This is a genomic window from Ruegeria sp. AG1 (genome assembly GCF_056541705.1).
In genome coordinates, this window is the sequence record NZ_JBQFYU010000024.1 from 1 (window position 1) to 16,841 (window position 16,841).

At 55.4% G+C, this 16,841-nt stretch carries 18 protein-coding genes; 10 read left to right on the forward strand and 8 right to left on the reverse strand.

The genetic code is table 11. The annotated features are described in order from the left end of the window. Nucleotides 1-260: 260 nt before the first annotated feature. The 3 genes from ACR0B5_RS22600 to ACR0B5_RS22610 all read left to right on the forward strand — a co-directional run bounded on the left by ACR0B5_RS22600 (nt 261) and on the right by ACR0B5_RS22610 (nt 2,686). Nucleotides 261-1,247 carry a DMT family transporter gene (locus tag ACR0B5_RS22600; protein WP_480543642.1) on the forward strand — a complete coding sequence of 329 codons (987 nt, stop codon included), beginning with the start codon at nt 261-263 and terminating at the stop codon, nt 1,245-1,247. A gap of 108 nt (nt 1,248-1,355) precedes the next feature. Further along, nucleotides 1,356-1,823 (forward strand): lytic transglycosylase domain-containing protein, encoded by a 468-nt coding sequence (locus ACR0B5_RS22605; protein ID WP_170553981.1) that lies wholly within the window; start codon nt 1,356-1,358, stop codon nt 1,821-1,823. A 17-nt stretch (nt 1,824-1,840) separates the two neighbouring features. Next, nucleotides 1,841-2,686 carry an alpha/beta fold hydrolase gene (locus tag ACR0B5_RS22610; protein ID WP_480543620.1) on the forward strand — a complete coding sequence of 282 codons (846 nt, stop codon included), beginning with the start codon at nt 1,841-1,843 and terminating at the stop codon, nt 2,684-2,686. 422 nt (nt 2,687-3,108) lie between these two features. On the opposite strand, the gene ACR0B5_RS22615 is transcribed toward ACR0B5_RS22610, so the two are convergent. The 4 genes from ACR0B5_RS22615 to ACR0B5_RS22630 are packed head-to-tail and all read right to left on the reverse strand — an operon-like array spanning nt 3,109 to nt 7,333. Next, a complete protein-coding gene (locus ACR0B5_RS22615) occupies nt 3,109-3,891 on the reverse strand; it encodes an arginine deiminase family protein (RefSeq protein ID WP_480543622.1) in 783 nt (260 codons plus the stop codon). Between the two features lie 3 nt (nt 3,892-3,894). Then, a complete protein-coding gene (locus ACR0B5_RS22620) occupies nt 3,895-5,499 on the reverse strand; it encodes a 5-guanidino-2-oxopentanoate decarboxylase (protein WP_480543624.1) in 1,605 nt (534 codons plus the stop codon). Next, nucleotides 5,496-6,680, reverse strand: a complete 1,185-nt coding sequence (locus ACR0B5_RS22625; protein WP_480543626.1) for a pyridoxal phosphate-dependent aminotransferase — start codon at nt 6,678-6,680, stop codon at nt 5,496-5,498. The genes ACR0B5_RS22620 and ACR0B5_RS22625 overlap by 4 nt, the downstream gene beginning before the upstream one ends. Next, on the reverse strand, nt 6,677-7,333 hold the full coding sequence (locus ACR0B5_RS22630) for a TetR family transcriptional regulator C-terminal domain-containing protein (RefSeq protein WP_480543628.1): 657 nt from the start codon (nt 7,331-7,333) through the stop codon (nt 6,677-6,679). The genes ACR0B5_RS22625 and ACR0B5_RS22630 overlap by 4 nt, the downstream gene beginning before the upstream one ends. 77 nt (nt 7,334-7,410) lie before the next feature. Between ACR0B5_RS22630 and ACR0B5_RS22635 the strand changes: the two genes are divergently transcribed. Genes ACR0B5_RS22635 through ACR0B5_RS22650 form a run of 4 tightly spaced genes read left to right on the forward strand, consistent with a single transcriptional unit; the run spans nt 7,411 to nt 10,553 of the window. Next, complete coding sequence (locus tag ACR0B5_RS22635) at nt 7,411-8,208, forward strand: ABC transporter ATP-binding protein (RefSeq protein ID WP_480543630.1); 798 nt, start codon at nt 7,411-7,413, stop codon at nt 8,206-8,208. A 39-nt stretch (nt 8,209-8,247) separates the two neighbouring features. Then, a complete protein-coding gene (locus tag ACR0B5_RS22640) occupies nt 8,248-9,012 on the forward strand; it encodes a transporter substrate-binding domain-containing protein (RefSeq protein WP_480543632.1) in 765 nt (254 codons plus the stop codon). A gap of 9 nt (nt 9,013-9,021) precedes the next feature. Continuing rightward, entirely contained in the window at nt 9,022-9,774 is a 753-nt protein-coding gene (locus tag ACR0B5_RS22645; protein WP_480543634.1) for an ABC transporter permease, read from the forward strand. Beyond that, nucleotides 9,771-10,553, forward strand: coding sequence for an ABC transporter permease (locus tag ACR0B5_RS22650; RefSeq protein ID WP_480543636.1), 783 nt, complete (start codon nt 9,771-9,773; stop codon nt 10,551-10,553). Before ACR0B5_RS22645 ends, ACR0B5_RS22650 begins: the two co-directional genes overlap by 4 nt. A 154-nt stretch (nt 10,554-10,707) precedes the next feature. Here ACR0B5_RS22650 and ACR0B5_RS22655 read toward each other — a convergent pair whose 3' ends face one another. Then, nucleotides 10,708-11,358, reverse strand: a complete 651-nt coding sequence (locus ACR0B5_RS22655; protein WP_480543644.1) for a MerR family transcriptional regulator — start codon at nt 11,356-11,358, stop codon at nt 10,708-10,710. Nucleotides 11,359-11,511: 153 nt separating this feature from the next. Here ACR0B5_RS22655 and ACR0B5_RS22660 point away from each other — a divergent pair, with 153 nt between their 5' ends. Beyond that, complete coding sequence (locus tag ACR0B5_RS22660) at nt 11,512-12,405, forward strand: NAD(P)-dependent oxidoreductase (RefSeq protein WP_480543638.1); 894 nt, start codon at nt 11,512-11,514, stop codon at nt 12,403-12,405. 577 nt (nt 12,406-12,982) lie between these two features. On the opposite strand, the gene ACR0B5_RS22665 is transcribed toward ACR0B5_RS22660, so the two are convergent. Genes ACR0B5_RS22665 through ACR0B5_RS22675 form a run of 3 tightly spaced genes read right to left on the reverse strand, consistent with a single transcriptional unit; the run spans nt 12,983 to nt 16,031 of the window. Beyond that, on the reverse strand, nt 12,983-14,071 hold the full coding sequence (locus ACR0B5_RS22665; RefSeq protein WP_480527996.1) for a response regulator: 1,089 nt from the start codon (nt 14,069-14,071) through the stop codon (nt 12,983-12,985). An 8-nt stretch (nt 14,072-14,079) separates the two neighbouring features. Then, the gene (locus ACR0B5_RS22670; protein WP_170689710.1) at nt 14,080-14,451 is read right to left on the reverse strand and encodes a response regulator; all 372 of its coding nucleotides are present in this window, start codon (nt 14,449-14,451) and stop codon (nt 14,080-14,082) included. A gap of 2 nt (nt 14,452-14,453) precedes the next feature. Next, nucleotides 14,454-16,031 (reverse strand): sensor histidine kinase, encoded by a 1,578-nt coding sequence (locus ACR0B5_RS22675; RefSeq protein ID WP_480543640.1) that lies wholly within the window; start codon nt 16,029-16,031, stop codon nt 14,454-14,456. A 301-nt stretch (nt 16,032-16,332) separates the two neighbouring features. Between ACR0B5_RS22675 and ACR0B5_RS22680 the strand changes: the two genes are divergently transcribed. Both ACR0B5_RS22680 and ACR0B5_RS22685 read left to right on the forward strand, forming a co-directional pair. Further along, nucleotides 16,333-16,629 carry a hypothetical protein gene (locus tag ACR0B5_RS22680; RefSeq protein ID WP_480543648.1) on the forward strand — a complete coding sequence of 99 codons (297 nt, stop codon included), beginning with the start codon at nt 16,333-16,335 and terminating at the stop codon, nt 16,627-16,629. Further along, a partial coding sequence (locus ACR0B5_RS22685) for an ABC transporter permease subunit (protein WP_480543646.1) occupies nt 16,565-16,841 on the forward strand: 277 nt, incomplete at its 3' end. The genes ACR0B5_RS22680 and ACR0B5_RS22685, both read left to right, overlap by 65 nt.

Below are 16,841 nucleotides of genomic sequence, written 5' to 3' on the forward strand. Positions count from 1 at the left end.
GCCTTTCCCGACCACAGAGGCTAAGGGCTTTGGATAGATGGCTGGCAATGGTTCCGCATTCCCCAACCCGTCACGTTCAACGGTCACGTCACACAGTTGGCGCATCGCTGTAGCAGGGATGGTGTTGGAGTAGAGGTTGCACATGGCCCCAAAAGCTACGCACAAGACCTAAGTTGGACAAGGCTGCGCGACTTACCGTGTCGCAAAGCGACGTGATCTATCCCCTGACCCATGGTAGTGGCCCAATGAAAGGGCACACCATGACACCGGTACAAAAATTACAAAACCCGACAGTTGGTATTGCGTTCGTACTGATCGGAATATTGGCGATTTCTATCAATGATATGCTGATTAAATTCCTGTCTGGCGGCTACCCCTTGCACCAGATGGTGTTTGCAAGATCGTTGATCGGAATCGGGTTTAGCTTTGCCCTAGTCCAGATGGAGGGCGGTTGGCGCATCCTGAAAACCGATCAGCCAGGTCTTCACCTTCTGCGCGGTCTGTTGATTGTGGTAGCCAATCTGACGTTCTTTACAGCCCTCGCGGTAATGCCCCTGGCGGAAGCCACGGCTGTTTTCTTCGTAGCTCCCTTGATGATCACCTTGCTGAGTATCCCATTGCTTGGCGAAAGAGTTGGGCCGATGCGGATTGGTGCCGTGATTGTGGGATTTTTGGGCGTGGTGATCATGACCCGCCCCTGGGAGGCCGGCGGCGAGCGTGAGGTTGGTCTGCTGATGTATGCCCTTCCGGTTCTTGCTGCGTTCACCTATGCCCTCAACAACGTGATGACTCGTTTCTTGGGCGCAAAGTCCAAGGCCTCAGCAATGGCTGTTTATATTCAGGCGTGCTTTATCGTTGTCAGCCTGTTGTTCTGGTCAGTGGCAGGGGATGGGCGCTTTGCGAGCGCGTTTGAAAACGAAAGCTTGATCTTCTTGCTGCGAGCCTGGGTTTGGCCCGAATGGACTGACCGCTGGTTGTTTATTGGGCTCGGATTCAATTCTGCAATCATCGGGTATTGCCTCGGCCAGGCTTACCGCATGGCAGACGCGGCGACAGTGGCGCCATTTGAATACGTCGGTCTTCCTATGGCCGTTTTCTGGGGATGGGTCATTTGGGGAGAGCTCCCAAACCTGCCTGTCGCCATTGGTATCACACTGATCTTGGGGTCAGGACTGTTTGTATTTTTGCGTGAGCGTCAGAAAAAGAGGCACATTGTTACTGAAAAGAGAGTGCATCGTCGGTATTAGATGCCAAATCAATTCGGGCCAAAAGTCGCTCAACAATTTTCTGGGATATTGAAATTCAATCGCAGTTGAGCGCTGATGAATCGTACAGTTGATGGGAAGAGAATTCTGATGCGAAACACGTTCATTGTTGCTGCGTTATTTCTTGCCGCTTGTAGCAATCAACCCGCAGAGCCATTAACCCGGCTTTATCCCGGTGAGACCCCTGAGCTGCGAGTGATGATCAATGAAACTGCGGACACAAACGGTGTGCCGCGGAGCCTTGTACACCGAGTTATCCAGCGAGAAAGTGATTACCGCCCCAGTGCCCGAAATGGCCCCTACTACGGGCTGATGCAGATTCTACCTGCCACAGCGCGCCAGATGGGATTTCGTGGACAGCCTTCCGACCTCTTGGACGCTCAGACCAATCTGACGTACGCCGTGAAATACCTGCGCGGTGCCTGGATGGTTTCGGATGGAAATGAGCCCGAAGCGGTCATGTGGTATGCCCGCGGCTATTACTACGAAGCCCGCAACAGATGCATGCTTGTAGCCACGGGGCTTCGGGATACCGAGGTCCGAAAATACTGCGGCTGAGGTCCTTCCCATAGGAATTGCAGAAAGCTCCCGATACACCGCAAACGGCCTTCTTTGCACAAATTAGCTTGCACGTTGGAGCCCTGTTTTGCGCGTCCCGCAGAGTTCAGGAGATTGATATTTGCGCCGAACACTCAAGAAAACTCAAAGGGGTGCGTGACAATCGGCCGATCATTTTGTTCGTTGCCGGCTTCGGCGACAATGGAAGCATGTTTGACGGATTGGCTGAGACACATCTTGCTTTCAGCCATCGTTTGTTGCCCATCAATCTTCCAGGATTTGGCGCTGCGCCTCTTGCTGAGGGAACAACACTCGAAGCCCTCCCGCAATACGTGTCAAATGAAGCAACAAAGTATGAGGTCGAAACTATCGTCGCCCATTCAGTTGCTTCGATCATAGCTTCATTGGCCGCTCGCCGGGCGGACTGCCCTTTGACTAAAATCGTTTCTCTGGAAGGAAATATTACAGCCGCGGATGCCTATTTTTCCGAGACAGCGGCCGACTACGCTAGTCCGGCAGAGTTTCGCAAAGCGTTTCTAAGGCGGCTAGATGAAATGGCGAAGTCTGAACCGATCATAAGACGATATTGCAACGAAGTCACAAAGGCCAATCCCTTGGCGCTTTGGCAACTCGGCATCGAGGCACGGAGGTTCTCTACAGATCACGTACCAGGTGAGGTTTTGCAACATGCAGCTATCGTTACTTATCTGTACAACCCCGACAATTGTCCCGAAGACACTGTCCGTTGGCTAGAAGAAAACAAGATGAACCATATCATCTTGGAAAAAGCCTCACATTGGGCGAGCGTTGACCAGCCTGAAGTACTCGCAGACAAAATCGCTGAGGCGCTTACAGAAATCTAGTGTGGTTGAAAATTAGAGTTAGTTGAAAGTAGGGCCGCGAACTTCTGAGTTTGCAAAGTCTCGTTTCGAAGGTCGGCTACGGGCTGCGACCAGCCAATCATGTAAACCGCAGAGAACGGCAAAAATGAGTCCAAACCTCCCTGATTATGCACCAAACACAAGTTGCAGCGAAGCTGCCGTAAGCAGACATTGACCACTTTCAAGATGGAGGATTCTGAACTTTGCCTATGCCAGAAAGCGCTGTGGTGTAGGTTTGCAAGACCAGACTTTTGCCGCGGCTGCATGATCCCGGTTTCCAAGAATTCACGGGCCGCGGGTACTCCAGATGTTGCAGGCGTATTCTCTCGGATATAGCGTGACGTGGAAACCGCCCTTTTGGCAGGCGTTAGTATGCCTTCTGTATTGAATCTTGTATCTCCCACTTAAAACCGCAGGGAAAGGCAGGACATGCCGCCATCCAGCTTGGCGCAATCAGTGTTGTCGATCTCGACAACCTCATATCCAGCGCGGTCCAGCATCTCGGCGGTGCGGGGAAATCCCGCAGCCATCAGCACCAGATTGTTGAAACGAATTGCGTTGGCGGCGGCCTCTTCCCCGTCGGCGACGTGCAGCACGCGGTAACCCGCGAAACAGCCAGATGCGTCCAGCCGCCGGGTCGAAAGGATCGTTTCCGCGTCCATCAGAGAGCAATCGGTCTTGAAATGCAGAACACCTTCGGGCGTGAACACCTCGCGTAGGCTATGCCCCCAATCGGATGTAATTTTTGCTAGCGCGGCCACGCCCTCGGCGTCGGTTCGGTCTGACCGGCCTACCAGAATTTCGCGACCGGTGACCAGGATATCCCCGCCCTCGATATGGCCGGGGCCTTCGGTCTCGCGAACGGTCTCATAGCAGGCGCACAGGGTCGGGGCCATTTCCGCCACCTCGCCCAGACGCGAGGGCGCGCCCGGTCGCATCAGAACCGCCCCCTGCGGGAGGCAAAGCGCGGTATCCTCGACAAACTGCGCATCCGGAAAGGCGTCCAGAGGGCCAAGCTCGATCACCTCTGCGCCGGTGCTTTTCAAGGCGGCCACATAGGCCGCGTGCGCCGCCGTCATCCCGTCGAAATCCGGGTTTCCGATATCCTCGGCCCGCAAACCGCCCGCTATGGTCGGGGCCGGGCGGCGGGTGATGGCGCGCGAAAACTCATAGGTCGGGTCAGGCATGGTTTACTCTTTCCGAGGTTCGAATATCGGGGATTTCACTTCGATCATGGTTGGCCCGGTGGCCTCTGCGGTCTCGCGCAGCGCCTGCGCAACAGCCTGAGGTTCCTCCGATACGCTGGCGAACGGGATGCCAAACGATCTGGCGGTTGCGGCAAAATCGGGGGGCGAGGGGTCGCACCCAATCACCGTCACACCCACATCCTCCATGGCGGTCGCGATCTCGCGATATCCGTGGTTGTTCCAGACTACAAAGGTGATGGGCAGGTTTTCGTCCACGGCGGCCATGATCTCGGGCAGCGAATACTGCGCGCCGCCATCTCCGGTGATGCAGATCACCCGCGCCGAAGGGTCGGCGATGGCCGCGCCGATGGCCGCCGGTATGCCATAGCCAAGCGCGCCATAGCCGGTTGCGGCGTTGAACCAGCCGCCCGGGCGATCATGATCATAGTAGAGATCACCAGCATAGATCGGTTGCGTGGAATCTCCGACCATCAATGCACCCGGTGCCGCATCGCGCATCGCAGACAGGATGTCGACCAGATGGCGGTACTCGGGGCCGATCTCCTCCCACGCGCCGGTACGCGCCTGAGCCGCCCTTGCGGCACCGTCGCCTTGCTTACCGGCAACGGTCAGCACATCCAGAATTGCGGGCGCGATCGCTTCGACGTCGCCATGCAGCGCAATTTTGGCCGCATACCGCGCCAGTTGGGCGCTGCACCGATCCACCCGGATCAGGCCGGTAAGTGCCGGGGTCTGGCCGGTTGCATACATGTCATAGTCGGTTGACCCCAGCTCAGTCCCCAAAGCCAGCACGCAATCGGCGTCTTCGATCAGCGCGCGCACCGCCCCTAAGCTGGGGCTGGCGGGAACCGTCAGAGGATGCCCGTGCATCAGCCCGCGCGCGTTGGTGGTTTGCACGACCGGCGCGTCCAGAGCCTCGGCCAGTCCGCGCAAAGCGGCCTCGGCCCGTTTGGCCCCGCCGCCTGCGAGAATGACAACTTTCTGCGCCTCACCCAGACGCTTTGCGGCCTGCGCGATCTGTGCCGGGTCTAGAACCGGCCCCGGATCAGGCGCAGCACTCGGCGCTGTGACATAGTCAACGGCCGCAACATCTAGCGGAACCTCGATATGCACCGGACCGGGCCGACCTGCCGCAAAGCACTCAAAGACGCGGTCCATAGCCGGGTCCAGATCACTTGCCTCGGCGATGTGCTCGGACAACAGCGCAACGGTCTTGGCCAGTCCTTGCTGGTCCGGCAACTCGTGCAGATGCCCCATGTTCCGGCCCAGCGACGGCGTAGCATTGACCCCCGACACAACCAGCATCGGCACCGAATCCGCCCGCGCTTGCGCCATCGGCGTCAGCGTATTGGTCAGGCCCGGCCCGGTGATCACAAAGGCCACGCCCGGTTTGCCCGACACCCGCGCATAGCCATCGGCCATGAAACCGGCACCCTGTTCGTGCCTGGGCGTCACATGCCGAATGCCCGAGGCCGCAAGCCCGCGATACAGTTCAACCGTATGGACCCCCGGAATGCCGAAGACGCAGGTCACGCCGCGTTGCCGAAGCTCTCCTACCAGAGCTTCCCCCACTGTCAGTTTGGTCATGCAACCTCGCGCGGTGTTGTGTTGGCGTGTTCAATGATGCGGGTGACGGCGGTGGCAAATTCGGCGTCACTGATCGTCAGCGCGACCCGTACCCAGTCTTTCAGGCCGTCCCCAAAAGCCGAGCCCGGCATGACGGCGACCCCGGATTGCAACAGGTCCCAGGCATAAGCCTCACCATCCAACCCGGTGGAGGCGACATGGATCAGTGCAAACATCCCGGCCTCGGGCCGATGCACCGTCAGTTCGGTTTCGGCCTGCAGCCGGTCGGCCAGCATATTGGCCCGGCTTGAGAACCGCTGGGCCATGCCGGGGGCCACTGCCGACCCGTCGCGGATCGCCTTTTCGGTCATATCCGCGATGAAGGGCTGGTTGCCGAACAGCATGGTCTCCGAATAGGGCAGCAGCGCGTCGCAAAACGCCGCCGGACCCACGCACCAGCCACTGCGGAAGCCGGGGGCCGCGTGGGATTTCGAAATCGACGACACCGCAATGACCCGATCTGCCAGCTTGGGATCAGAGAGCGGAGAGACAAAATCGGCCCCCACAAAAACCAGCTCTTCATAGACCTCGTCCGAGATGATCCACAGATCATGCTCAATCGCCAACTGCCCGATGGCTGCAAGATCGGATGCGGTCAGGATTGCACCGGTCGGGTTATGCGGCGTGGTCAGCAGAATGGCGCGGCTGCGCGGAGTGATCCGGGCGGCGATATCTTCGACCTGCATCCGGAAGCCATGCTCGGGCCGCAGTGGAACTGGCACCATCTCGGCCCCCGACGACCGCACAACGCCCTCATAGGTGGCATACATCGGGTCGCCGACCAGCGCCTCATCGCCGGCCTCGGCCACGCCGCCCATGACCGCGAACAGTGCCGTCTGCGTGCCCGGAAAACACAGGAAGTTCTCGGGCACGAACGCCCGCCCGCGCGTCGCCGAATAGCGCGCGGCCAGCGCATCCAGCAGGCCGGCCTCACCACGCCCGTTCGAATACCCGGTCCGCGCCGCGCGCAGAGACTCCACGGTGGCTTCGATCAGCGCCTCGGGCACCGGAACATCCGGCTCTCCGATCGTCATTTCGACGATATCCGCCCCGGCCTTGATAAGCTCGCGCGCTTTCAGATGGACGCCCCATTTGGCGCCCCCCAAACCCGCCAGCCGTTCTGTCACCGATGTGGTTTTCATGACTGTTCCACCTCTTTGGTCAATGGAATTCCGACGATTGCGCTGACCGATTCCAGCCCGATCTGTGGCAACTGGCCGTCCGAGAACGCGTCGGGCAAAGCCCCGCCCTCAAGCCAGAGCCCGTCGATCACCGCGTTGCAGGCAATGGCCAGCCGCGTGGCCTCGGTCGTGTTGACCGTGCGCCCGCACTCCCGCAGCGCTGCAACGATCAGCGTTTCAAGCTGGTCCCGGAAATAGCTATAGGTCCGCTGGTGAATGCGCTGCATCTTCGGGTCATGCTGCACCTTGTTGATAAAGCCCGCCCACAAGGCCACCGCGCCCGGATCAATGACGGGGGGGCGCAGCGAGGCGTCAACGAAATTCGCCAGTTGAGACACCGCGCTGCCTTCACCGGATGAGGCCGCCGTCTGGTCGGTAAGCGTTGTCATGTGATGCTCATAAGCGGCCTGCACCAGCTCTTCTTTTGAAGAGAAATAGTGCCGGATCAGCCCCTGCGTCACGTTCGCCCCCGCCGCAATCTCACGCACGGTGGCCCCGCGAATGCCAACCTCGGCAATCAGGTCCAGCGTCGCGTGGATCAACGCCTCACGCCGAAATTCGGCAGATTCGCGTCTGAATTTTGGGCAGGCATCCTGCACGTCGGGCGCATCCATGACATGAAGTTATTATACACTTGCATAATTGCGAGATTCGAGGCTTACTTCAACCCGAAATCAGAAGAATCTTGGATATGGACACAGCCAAAGCCGTAACTCCCGCAGATGATGCCACCGCGTTAGAAGAGGCAATAAAGGTTGAAGACCTGCACAAATCCTTCGGCCCGCTGGAGGTTCTGAAAGGCGTCTCGCTGACCGCGCATAAAGGGGATGTTGTTGTGATCATCGGGGGCTCAGGCTCAGGCAAGTCCACCATGCTGCGCTGCATCAACTTTCTGGAAAACCCCAGCTCGGGCAAGATCACCATTGGGGGTGAACTGGTTGAAATGCATGCCAATGGAAGCCCCGCCAACCGGCGCCAGATCGAACGCATCCGCACCCGGCTGGCCATGGTGTTTCAACAGTTCAACCTGTGGACGCACCGTTCGCTTCTGGAAAACGTGATCGAGGTGCCGGTGCATGTACTGAAGGTGCCCAAGGCGCAGGCCATCGCGCGGGCGCATGAATTGTTGGAGCGGGTCGGACTGGGCGACAAGGCCGACACCTATCCCGCCTATCTGTCCGGCGGCCAGCAGCAGCGCGCCGCCATCGCGCGGGCGCTGGCGGTGGATCCGTCGGTGATGCTGTTTGACGAGCCGACCTCGGCGCTTGATCCCGAGCTTGTGGGCGAGGTTCTGACCGTGATCCGCGATCTGGCCGCCGAAGGCCGCACCATGCTGCTGGTCACGCATGAAATGAAGTTCGCGCGCGAAGTCGCCAGCCATGTCGTCTATCTCTACCAAGGCCGCATTGAAGAGCAGGGACCACCTGCCGAGGTCTTTGGCAATCCGAAATCCGAGCGATTGAAGCAATTCCTCAGCTCGGTGGCCTGATCCAACAAAACTCAACAAAATCAACTGGGAGTCACAAAAATGAACATCAAGAAACTGCTCGCATCCAGCGTTGCCGCCGCCATCCTTTCGGCAGGCATCGCCAGCGCCGAAGAGGTCAAGATCGGCATCGCCGCCGAGCCTTATCCGCCCTTCGCCTCGCTCGACAGTTCCGGCAACTGGGTCGGCTGGGAAATCGACGTCATCAACGCGGTCTGCGCCGCGGCTGAACTGGAATGCGTGATCACGCCTGTTGCCTGGGATGGTATCATCCCGTCGCTCACCGGCCAGCAGATCGACGCGATCATGGCCTCGATGTCGATCACCGAAGAACGGCTGAAAACCATCGATTTCAGCGATCCATATTACAACACGCCTGCGGTCATCGTGGCCGACAAGTCGATGGATATCGAAGCCACGCCCGAGTCGCTGGCAGGTAAGGTAGTCGGCATCCAGGCCTCGACCATCCATCAGGCCTATGCGCAGGAATACTTCAAGGATTCCGAACTGCGCGTCTATCAAACGCAGGATGAGGCCAATCAGGACCTGTTTGCAGGCCGCATCGATGCCACGCAGGCCGACAGCATTGCAATGGCGGATTTCGTGAACTCGGATGCGGGTGCGTGCTGCGAGATCAAAGGTTCAGTCGAAGACGATCCGGCCATTCTGGGGCGCGGCGTTGGCGCGGGTGTCCGCAAAGGACAGGATGAGCTGCTGGAATCGCTGAACAAGGGCATCGCGGCCATTCTGGCGGATGGCACGCATGAGAAGATCACCTCGAACTACTTCTCGGCCAGCATTTACTAAGCTGCTGCTGTGACCGGACTGTTGGATTCACTGGGCCTAGCGCAGAGCGCAGAGCTTCTGTCGCTCTCGCCACCGGGATGGGGCAGCAATCTGCTGCGCGGATTGTCCCATTCGCTGCAAATCGCCTTTGGCGCTTATGCCCTTGGCCTAGTGATCGGATTGTTCGGCGCTTATGGCAAACTTTATGGCGGGAAGGTCACACGCGATCTTCTCGCCATTTACACGACCGTGATCCGGGCTGTACCGGAACTGGTCCTGATCCTGATCCTCTATTACGTAGGCTCGGATATCATCAACAAAATCTCCGCCGCCCTGGGCGGTGGCCGGGTCGAGGTCAGCGGCGTTGGCGCAGGCATATGGGTGCTGGGCGTCGTTCAGGGCGCTTACGCGACCGAGATTCTGCGCGGAGCCATTCAAGCTGTTCCACCCGGTCAGATCGAAGCCGCCAAATCCTACGGGATGCCCGCCTTCATGACCATGCGCCGCGTGACAATACCCGCAATGATGAGCTTCGCCGTGCCGGGCCTCGCCAACCTGTGGCTGATCGCCACCAAAGACACGGCGCTGCTTGCGGTCGTGGGCTTTAACGAACTGACGCTCGAAACCCGTCAAGCCGCCAGCAGCACACGCGCCTATTTCACCTTCTTTCTGGCGGCGGGCTTTCTCTATCTCATGGTCACGCTGTGCTCGGGCGCCGTGTTTGGACGGATCGAGAAATGGGCGCGTCGCGGACAACCCTCTCTGACCGGAGGGGGCAAATGATCGACTTCAAATCCCTGATGCAGCCGCACCGCATCGTGATGATGCTGATCTTCGCCGGGATCGTTGTCTGGTGCGCGCTTTCGCTGCAATGGGACTGGATACCCAAATACGCCCCGCTGGCCCTACAAGGTATCTTGACCACGATCTGGCTGCTGGTCGTCACCGTTGTTCTGGGCTTTCTTCTGGCCGTACCGTTGGGATTGGCGCAGGCGGTCGGGCCTTGGTACCTCGCCGCCCCAGCAAAAGCCTTTTGCACGATCATCCGGGGCACGCCGCTGCTGCTACAGCTATGGCTGCTGTACTACGGCCTCGGCTCGCTTTTCCCGCAGTTTCCTTGGATACGCTCATCCGAGCTTTGGCCCTATCTCCGCCAAGCCTGGCCCTATGCGGTTCTGGCGCTGACCCTGTCTTACGCAGGCTATGAGGGCGAGGTCATGCGCGGCGCCTTCAAAGGGGTTGCCAAAGGCCAGCTAGAGGCCGCCAAGTCCTTCGGCATGCCCCGCCTGATCATGTTCCGCCGCATCTGGCTGCCACAAGCGATCCGCAATGTCTTACCGACACTGGGCGGAGAAACCATCCTGCAACTGAAAGCGACTCCGCTGGTTGCAACCATCACCGTGGTCGACATCTATGCTGTTTCGTCCCGCGTGCGTTCTGACACGTTCATAATCTATGAACCACTGCTGCTGCTGGCGGTGTTCTACATACTGGTCGCGGGCCTGATCGCGCTATGCTTTCACTGGTTAGAAGTGAAAGTGCTTGGGACTGGAAAGATGTGAGGTCAGTTTTGATACCTTTTTCCGTACGACGCCTTCATCCAAAGGAACTTGCCTCGATGTTCACTTGAGGAATTTGTGAATTGGTCATTTTAGAAAGACGATCCAATAGGATTCTTTTTTGATCAACCTTATTCGGCTTTTCCTAATCCTGCGCTTATTTCAAAGGTGATGGCGTAACTAAGAAACAATAATATTGATGTACATTCTTAAGATGTATCACGTTGCTTGAATTTCTGCTTTGCCAGTTTCGAACATCAAATCTCTCCATACCAGCGATTGTTTCCTCTCCGCCCGAGGTGTTTTTCGCCTCAGTCGCAAAATGCCCCAAAGCGGTTGTTCGACGGAAAAAGACTAGCGGCAGGTTTGCCCGTAAAGTGGACATCTCTTTCGGGTAGCGAACGACCACGTCTAGCCCAAAGTTCTGTTGAATAGTGCGCAATTTAGAAAGCATCGGGCGAGAAACATTCCTGGTAACGCAGTTGGCTGCAAGCTCGATAAATGCCGCTTCCAAGCGCCCAAGTTTGTCCATTCTTGAGCACACACTAAGGGCATTAAGTAGGGCCAGCTCTTTGACGGGCTGGCAATTCCCGCCGTCGCCTTCGGAAAGTGTGAAAAGCGTTTTTGCATCGGCCAATGGAAAGCCCAAATTGCGGCAATTCTTGAGAAAGCGAAGCCTTCCAACATCGTATGGGCAATAAATTCGCCGAATATTCGGTGCCCGTTCTGGTTTGAGCACGATCCCTTCGCGTTCATTGTAGTGGATCGTTTCAAAGTCGACACCGCCTTGCCGGGATGCTTCCCCAATCGCTAAAGTGCGAGTTTTCCCGTCTTGATCCTGTAGCTACTAAAGAAGCTATGCGAGACAATGTCACTTCGACAACGTCAAAGAAGCCGTCATTGCGTTTGCATTCCGTACTGGTCCAAAGTGATGCTCAGTAAGAGTTGAATGGAGGCCTCGATGAGCGAAGAAACGATAGGATTTGTTGGTGTTGGCTTGATGGGTCAGGGTATGGCCGCAAATCTGCTAAAAGCAGGCTTCACAGTTAGTGTGGTTGCTCATCGAAATCGTGGCCCTGTCGATGACTTGGTCGCTCAGGGTGCGACGGAGGCGGAAAGCCTCGCGGAGCTTGCGGCAGTTTCCTCAGTTATCCATATTTGTGCACCCGGTTCACCTCAGGTCGAGGCAATTGTCGCGGCCATGATGCCAACCATGCAAGCCGGTAGCGTCATTGTGGATTGTTCCACGTCAGACCCGAGTTCCACTACGGCACTCGCAAATAAGTTAGCGCAGGCCGGTCACCATATGGCGGACGCGCCGTTGGGCGGGACACCTGTGCAGGCACAGAACGGAGAGCTGGCGACCATGGTCGGCGCTGACCCAGTTGTTTTTGAGCGGTTGGAGCCTGTTATTGCAGCTTGGGCAAAGACCATCGTTCACATAGGCCCATGTGCTGCAGGGCACAAAATGAAGCTTCTGAATAACTTTCTTTCACTGGGATACGCGGCGCTCTATTCAGAAGCGTTGGCATTGTCCGAAAAAGTCGGAATTTCCACGAAGGAATTCGACTCGGTCATTCGTGGCAGCAGGATGGATTGCGGGTTTTATCAAACCTTTATGGGCTACGCGGTTGAAGGCAAACGAGAGTCCCACAAATTCACTCTGTCCAATGCTCTAAAAGATTTGCGTTACCTCGAAGCCATGGCAGATGAAGTGGGGCTGTCCAATCCAATCGGAAACGCCGCAAAGAACAGTTTTGCTATGGCGCTCGCCGCTGGAGGTGATGGGCCGAACGACTATGTTCCTCACCTTGTCGATTTCGTAGCTGCGAGAAACGGCGTATCCAAGGCGTAATTCTGGTCGCGTTGTACGCGCAATTAAGAGCGAAATCTTTAAGATGCAGGAACTTGGATTTCAGGTAGTCCCCGCAATCATGCTGAGGATTAAAACCGAGAAGTTTCTTTGCCTTGGCGTTTTGAATGGAAGGTTTGATCCATCTTAATTTTCTTATTAAATTCAATTATTTAATAAATCGGCACGACCAACTCTGATGTTGTTAAACTCACAGAGTGGTTGTCGTTTGATACGTTGAAAACCTGATAATCCAACCCATCGACCGTCTGGCAGCTGTCAACCATTTGGCCAAGATAGCGCGCGTCAATACATGCAAAAATAATCCTGCGGCGTAGAGAGGCATCATGTATACAGGCTGACAAGTTCAGTTAGCGTTCATGCGGCTCAATCTCGTTGTTGATCCGCAAGCCACGGATGTCGAACCCGCTTCTTCGTTGGAAACTTTTTGCCGTAGCCCAATTCTCCACTTGGACACAGAATAGCTGTCCTCAAGCACCGTCGGGTGTTTCTCGACGTTTGGAATAGAGGGCAGCATTGCCAGCCTCGCTAAGACTGGTTCGAATTGATCGACAGCACCTTAACTCAGAAGCTGAAACACAGGTACCTTTCCGGTCAGTCCTTTAAATTCTTGATCCCGTAAAAATCGTGTTTTCTTGGATGTTCCTAACGCTTCGACAACCGACGCATCGACTAGTGTTTCGGCAGCTCGCGCGTGTTCACATAGGCGAGCTGCAAGATTTGGCACTTCTCCAATGGCCGCATAGTCAATCCGGCCTTCAAATCCGATACAGCCAATAGTGGTTTCACCCTTGGCGATACCGATCCCGAGACCCAAGCTCGATCCCTCCTTTTGAAAGGGTCCAAGCGCGTTTGCGACCGCAACATGCAGCTCGCTCGCAAAGGTGACAGCCTGGCCTGTAGGATCGCGTGCCCGCAGCGGGGCATTAAACAAAACAACGATGCCGTCGCCCAAGAAACGTTCAAGTGTGCCCTGATGCCGTTCAATCAGTGGTCCAGCGCAATTGTGAAATACGTTGAGGGCTTCCAGTACTACTTGAGGATCAGAGGCTTCCGTAAAGGCCGAGAATCCTCTTAGATCCGCAAACAAAACGACGATGTCCGCTCTTCGGTTCTTAAGAATAGCGCTGTCATTACCAACCGAAATAATTTCTTCTGCCACTTGCCTTGGTAGAAAGCGGCGCAAACGATTGAACCGCTCAATCTGACCAATCTGTTGATTTACTCGTTTCTCGAGTTCCTTGTTCCAGCCCTGCACTTCGTCATGCAAAGCTTTTGTTCGGAGCATGGAACGTACACGAGCAATGAGTGCAATTGTGTCAACTGGTTTGGTGAGATAGTCATTTGCACCAGCCTCAAGCCCTTGCACCATATCTTCAGTGTTCGAACGAGCTGTTATCAGAACCACCGGAATAAAGGGGAGTATTGGATCCATTCTCAATCTTCGACAGACTTCGAAACCGTCCAGCTTAGGCATCATTACGTCTAGCAAGATCAAGTCGGGCGACAAATCAGTAGCTTTTTCTATAGCGTCTTCGCCATCTATGGCCTCGGCAGTACTGTAACCATGCGCGCTAAGTCGCATGGTCAGCAGGTTGCGATTGTCCCGCTGGTCATCGACAATCAAAATGAGTGGTGGGTCTTTCATTTTTTCATTCAGACCTGTCCAACAAAGGTAATGACTTTGGCCAACAGAGCACGCGGACTGTAGGGCTTGGTAACGTAATCGTCGCATCCGGCTTCCCGTGCTTTTGTTTCGTCGCCAGACAAAGCAAAGGATGTTACCGCGATGATTGGAATGTTCGCGCCTTTTGGATGCTGCTTTATCTGGCGGGTGGCATCGTAGCCGTCCAATTCTGGCATCTGGATATCCATCAAGATTAGATCGGGCTTTTCAGCAATCGCTCGGTCTACTCCTTGCGCTCCGTTTTCGGCCTCCAGCACTTCGAAGCCGTGACTGCCTAGAAGGTCTCGGAGTATGCGTCTGTTGTCAGCCTGGTCTTCTATGACAAGTATTCTTTTCGACATGCTCAGCTCCTCGTAGCCTGAACGGGGAGTACAACAGTGAATGTCGAACCGTTGCCAAGGCTGCTGGCGACTTCAATTCGCCCACCGTGCATTTCTGCGATCTTTTGAGAGATAGATAGACCGAGACCAGTACCCCCGGCGGCACGCGTAGACGAGGCGTCAGCCTGTTTGAATTCCAGGAAAACCTCGTCAATTTGCTCTGAGGAAATTCCAACTCCCGTATCAGTTACGGTTACTACAAACCGTTGATCACGACGCGCCAAGTTTATTTCGACGTAACCCTTGTCAGTGAACTTTACCGCATTTCCGACGATGTTAAGTAAGACCTGTCTAATACGACCCGCGTCGCCACGCCCAGTGGGGAGTCCGCCTTCTACTTTGGTGCGGATTTCCAGTCCCTTGCTCGCTGCTATAGGCTCAACCGTGGAAACAACGTCTTTGAGGATCTCAGACATCGAATATGTGTCCAGTGTCAGTTCGAGTGCTCCGGCTTCAATCTTCGAAATATCCAAAACATCGTTGATCAATGACAGTAGCATTTTGCCGTTTACTTGAACCCGATGCAGCGGATCGTCGATTTTTTTGGGCACCGGACCATAAATTCCATCCCGGATCATTTCGGTGTATCCGAGGATCGAATTCATCGGAGTTCGCAATTCATGGCTCATATTGGCGAGAAATTGCGACTTGTGTAGGTTTGCAGTCTCAAGCTCATCGTACAACGTACCCAAACGCTCTGTCATACGATTGGCGCTGCGGGCGAGATCTCCAAGCTCGTCGGTGCTCTTGATATTAGCTCGGGCGGTAAAGTCGCCTTGAGCAACTTTTCTTAGCGTGACCCGGATTTGCTCAATCGTGCGGATCAAAGATTTGCTGAGCAGGAAGCCAAGCAAAATCGCAATAACGACTGCAATCCCAGCTGAAGCAAGCACCATTCGCCACGATTGATCAAACGCGTTTTGGTTAATCAAAGCTTTCGAGCGCATACCATCGCGCAAAAGCAGGTATCGTTTCTCAATCAGATTATCCAAAGACTTAATTATTGGGACTAGCTGCAACTCGAATATTGATTTGGCAGCTACAATCTGCCCAGCTTCATATCGCTCAACGATATCAAGTCCTATTCGTTTTATTTCTTGAGTCTTTCGCGACACATCCGCGATTTCATCGTTGGAAAAAAGGCTGAGATCCGGTTGATCCCTTGTCTCAATGAGATGGCCAAGCGACTGAATAACATGCAGCTTAGCTTTAAAGAACCCTGCACTGTCGCCAAGCATGGTGTTGCCTCCAGTCTCGGCAAAAATTGCTGTTCCATTCAACCAGATTTCTTGCAGACTGCTTTCAAACACCTTTAGATTTGATAGCCGTACCTGATCTTGAAGCAACTCAGCAGTTCGAAGGTTCGCTTTGCGCAACTCAGATAGCCCGGTGAACGCCAGTACTAGCATTAACCCGACAATACCAAGTAGCGCGACCAACAACTTGGTTCTTATCTTGATGTGAAACCCGCTGGGCGAATTGGTAGAGGTTATTTTTGGGCTATCTGCGGCTTTCACGAAATCAGAAGTTTCGGCAGTCATGCAATCGCTCCCGACAGTATTGATCGGATATGCAATTGACTAATTATGCATCAGAAATGCCAGATCACAAAACCATTGAAGAAGGTCAGGGAAATTGAATAGTTATGCCTATGGGGAATAGCTTCTTGTGAATGGACCTTCCGGCTCGTTGCCGGTACTTGCTTCTACCAATATGAATTCCCGCTGTCGGCAAATACATCGGACAAAGCTACGGTGTTTCCATATCCGGTAGGCACTTTTGGGGTGAGGTCGATGGCACTCAAAACACGCCTGAAACTACCTTCGGCGCAATTCGGCCTCGGTGACGGTTTGGATCGCACTGCTGGCTTTGATCTTGTTCGGGCTGATGCGCCATGTAAGCTTTGGCAGCGCCTACAATTTCTCGTCTTTCCTGAATTACAACGCGATGTTCGTTGCGATCGCGCTGGGCATATGTTTCGCGATCATGACTGGCGGGAGTGATCTGTCGGTCGGATCCGTTGCAGCCTCTACGTCGGTAGTTGCTAAGTATCTCAGCCCAAACGCAGTTCAGGTTGCGCTGCCGGAGGCTGGCCGGAGTCTTTTGGGCCTCGAGTTTTGGAGCCGGACAACCCCTTGAGGGCATCGGATGGGAATTGTCGGCCATTGCGTTCGTCGTGGTGGGCGGCACATTGTTGACGGGTGGGATGGGTTCGATCCCTGCGATGGTGGCCGGTGCGCTGTTGCTGGGGCTGGTCTTCAACGTTCTAAATTTTGAAAACGGTCAGGGCACCATCAGTTTCAGTGCCTATTGGCAGATGGTCATACGTGGAGGCTTTCTATTTGCGGTCA

Coding starts and splice junctions, on each gene's coding strand:
- ACR0B5_RS22600 (WP_480543642.1), top strand. CDS start 261: ATGACACCGGTACAAAAATTACAAAACCCGACAGTTGGTATTGCGTTC.
- ACR0B5_RS22605 (WP_170553981.1), top strand. CDS start 1,356: ATGCGAAACACGTTCATTGTTGCTGCGTTATTTCTTGCCGCTTGTAGC.
- ACR0B5_RS22615 (WP_480543622.1), bottom strand. CDS start 3,891: ATGCCTGACCCGACCTATGAGTTTTCGCGCGCCATCACCCGCCGCCCG.
- ACR0B5_RS22620 (WP_480543624.1), bottom strand. CDS start 5,499: ATGACCAAACTGACAGTGGGGGAAGCTCTGGTAGGAGAGCTTCGGCAA.
- ACR0B5_RS22625 (WP_480543626.1), bottom strand. CDS start 6,680: ATGAAAACCACATCGGTGACAGAACGGCTGGCGGGTTTGGGGGGCGCC.
- ACR0B5_RS22630 (WP_480543628.1), bottom strand. CDS start 7,333: ATGGATGCGCCCGACGTGCAGGATGCCTGCCCAAAATTCAGACGCGAA.
- ACR0B5_RS22635 (WP_480543630.1), top strand. CDS start 7,411: ATGGACACAGCCAAAGCCGTAACTCCCGCAGATGATGCCACCGCGTTA.
- ACR0B5_RS22640 (WP_480543632.1), top strand. CDS start 8,248: ATGAACATCAAGAAACTGCTCGCATCCAGCGTTGCCGCCGCCATCCTT.
- ACR0B5_RS22650 (WP_480543636.1), top strand. CDS start 9,771: ATGATCGACTTCAAATCCCTGATGCAGCCGCACCGCATCGTGATGATG.
- ACR0B5_RS22660 (WP_480543638.1), top strand. CDS start 11,512: ATGAGCGAAGAAACGATAGGATTTGTTGGTGTTGGCTTGATGGGTCAG.
- ACR0B5_RS22665 (WP_480527996.1), bottom strand. CDS start 14,071: ATGAAAGACCCACCACTCATTTTGATTGTCGATGACCAGCGGGACAAT.
- ACR0B5_RS22670 (WP_170689710.1), bottom strand. CDS start 14,451: ATGTCGAAAAGAATACTTGTCATAGAAGACCAGGCTGACAACAGACGC.
- ACR0B5_RS22675 (WP_480543640.1), bottom strand. CDS start 16,031: ATGACTGCCGAAACTTCTGATTTCGTGAAAGCCGCAGATAGCCCAAAA.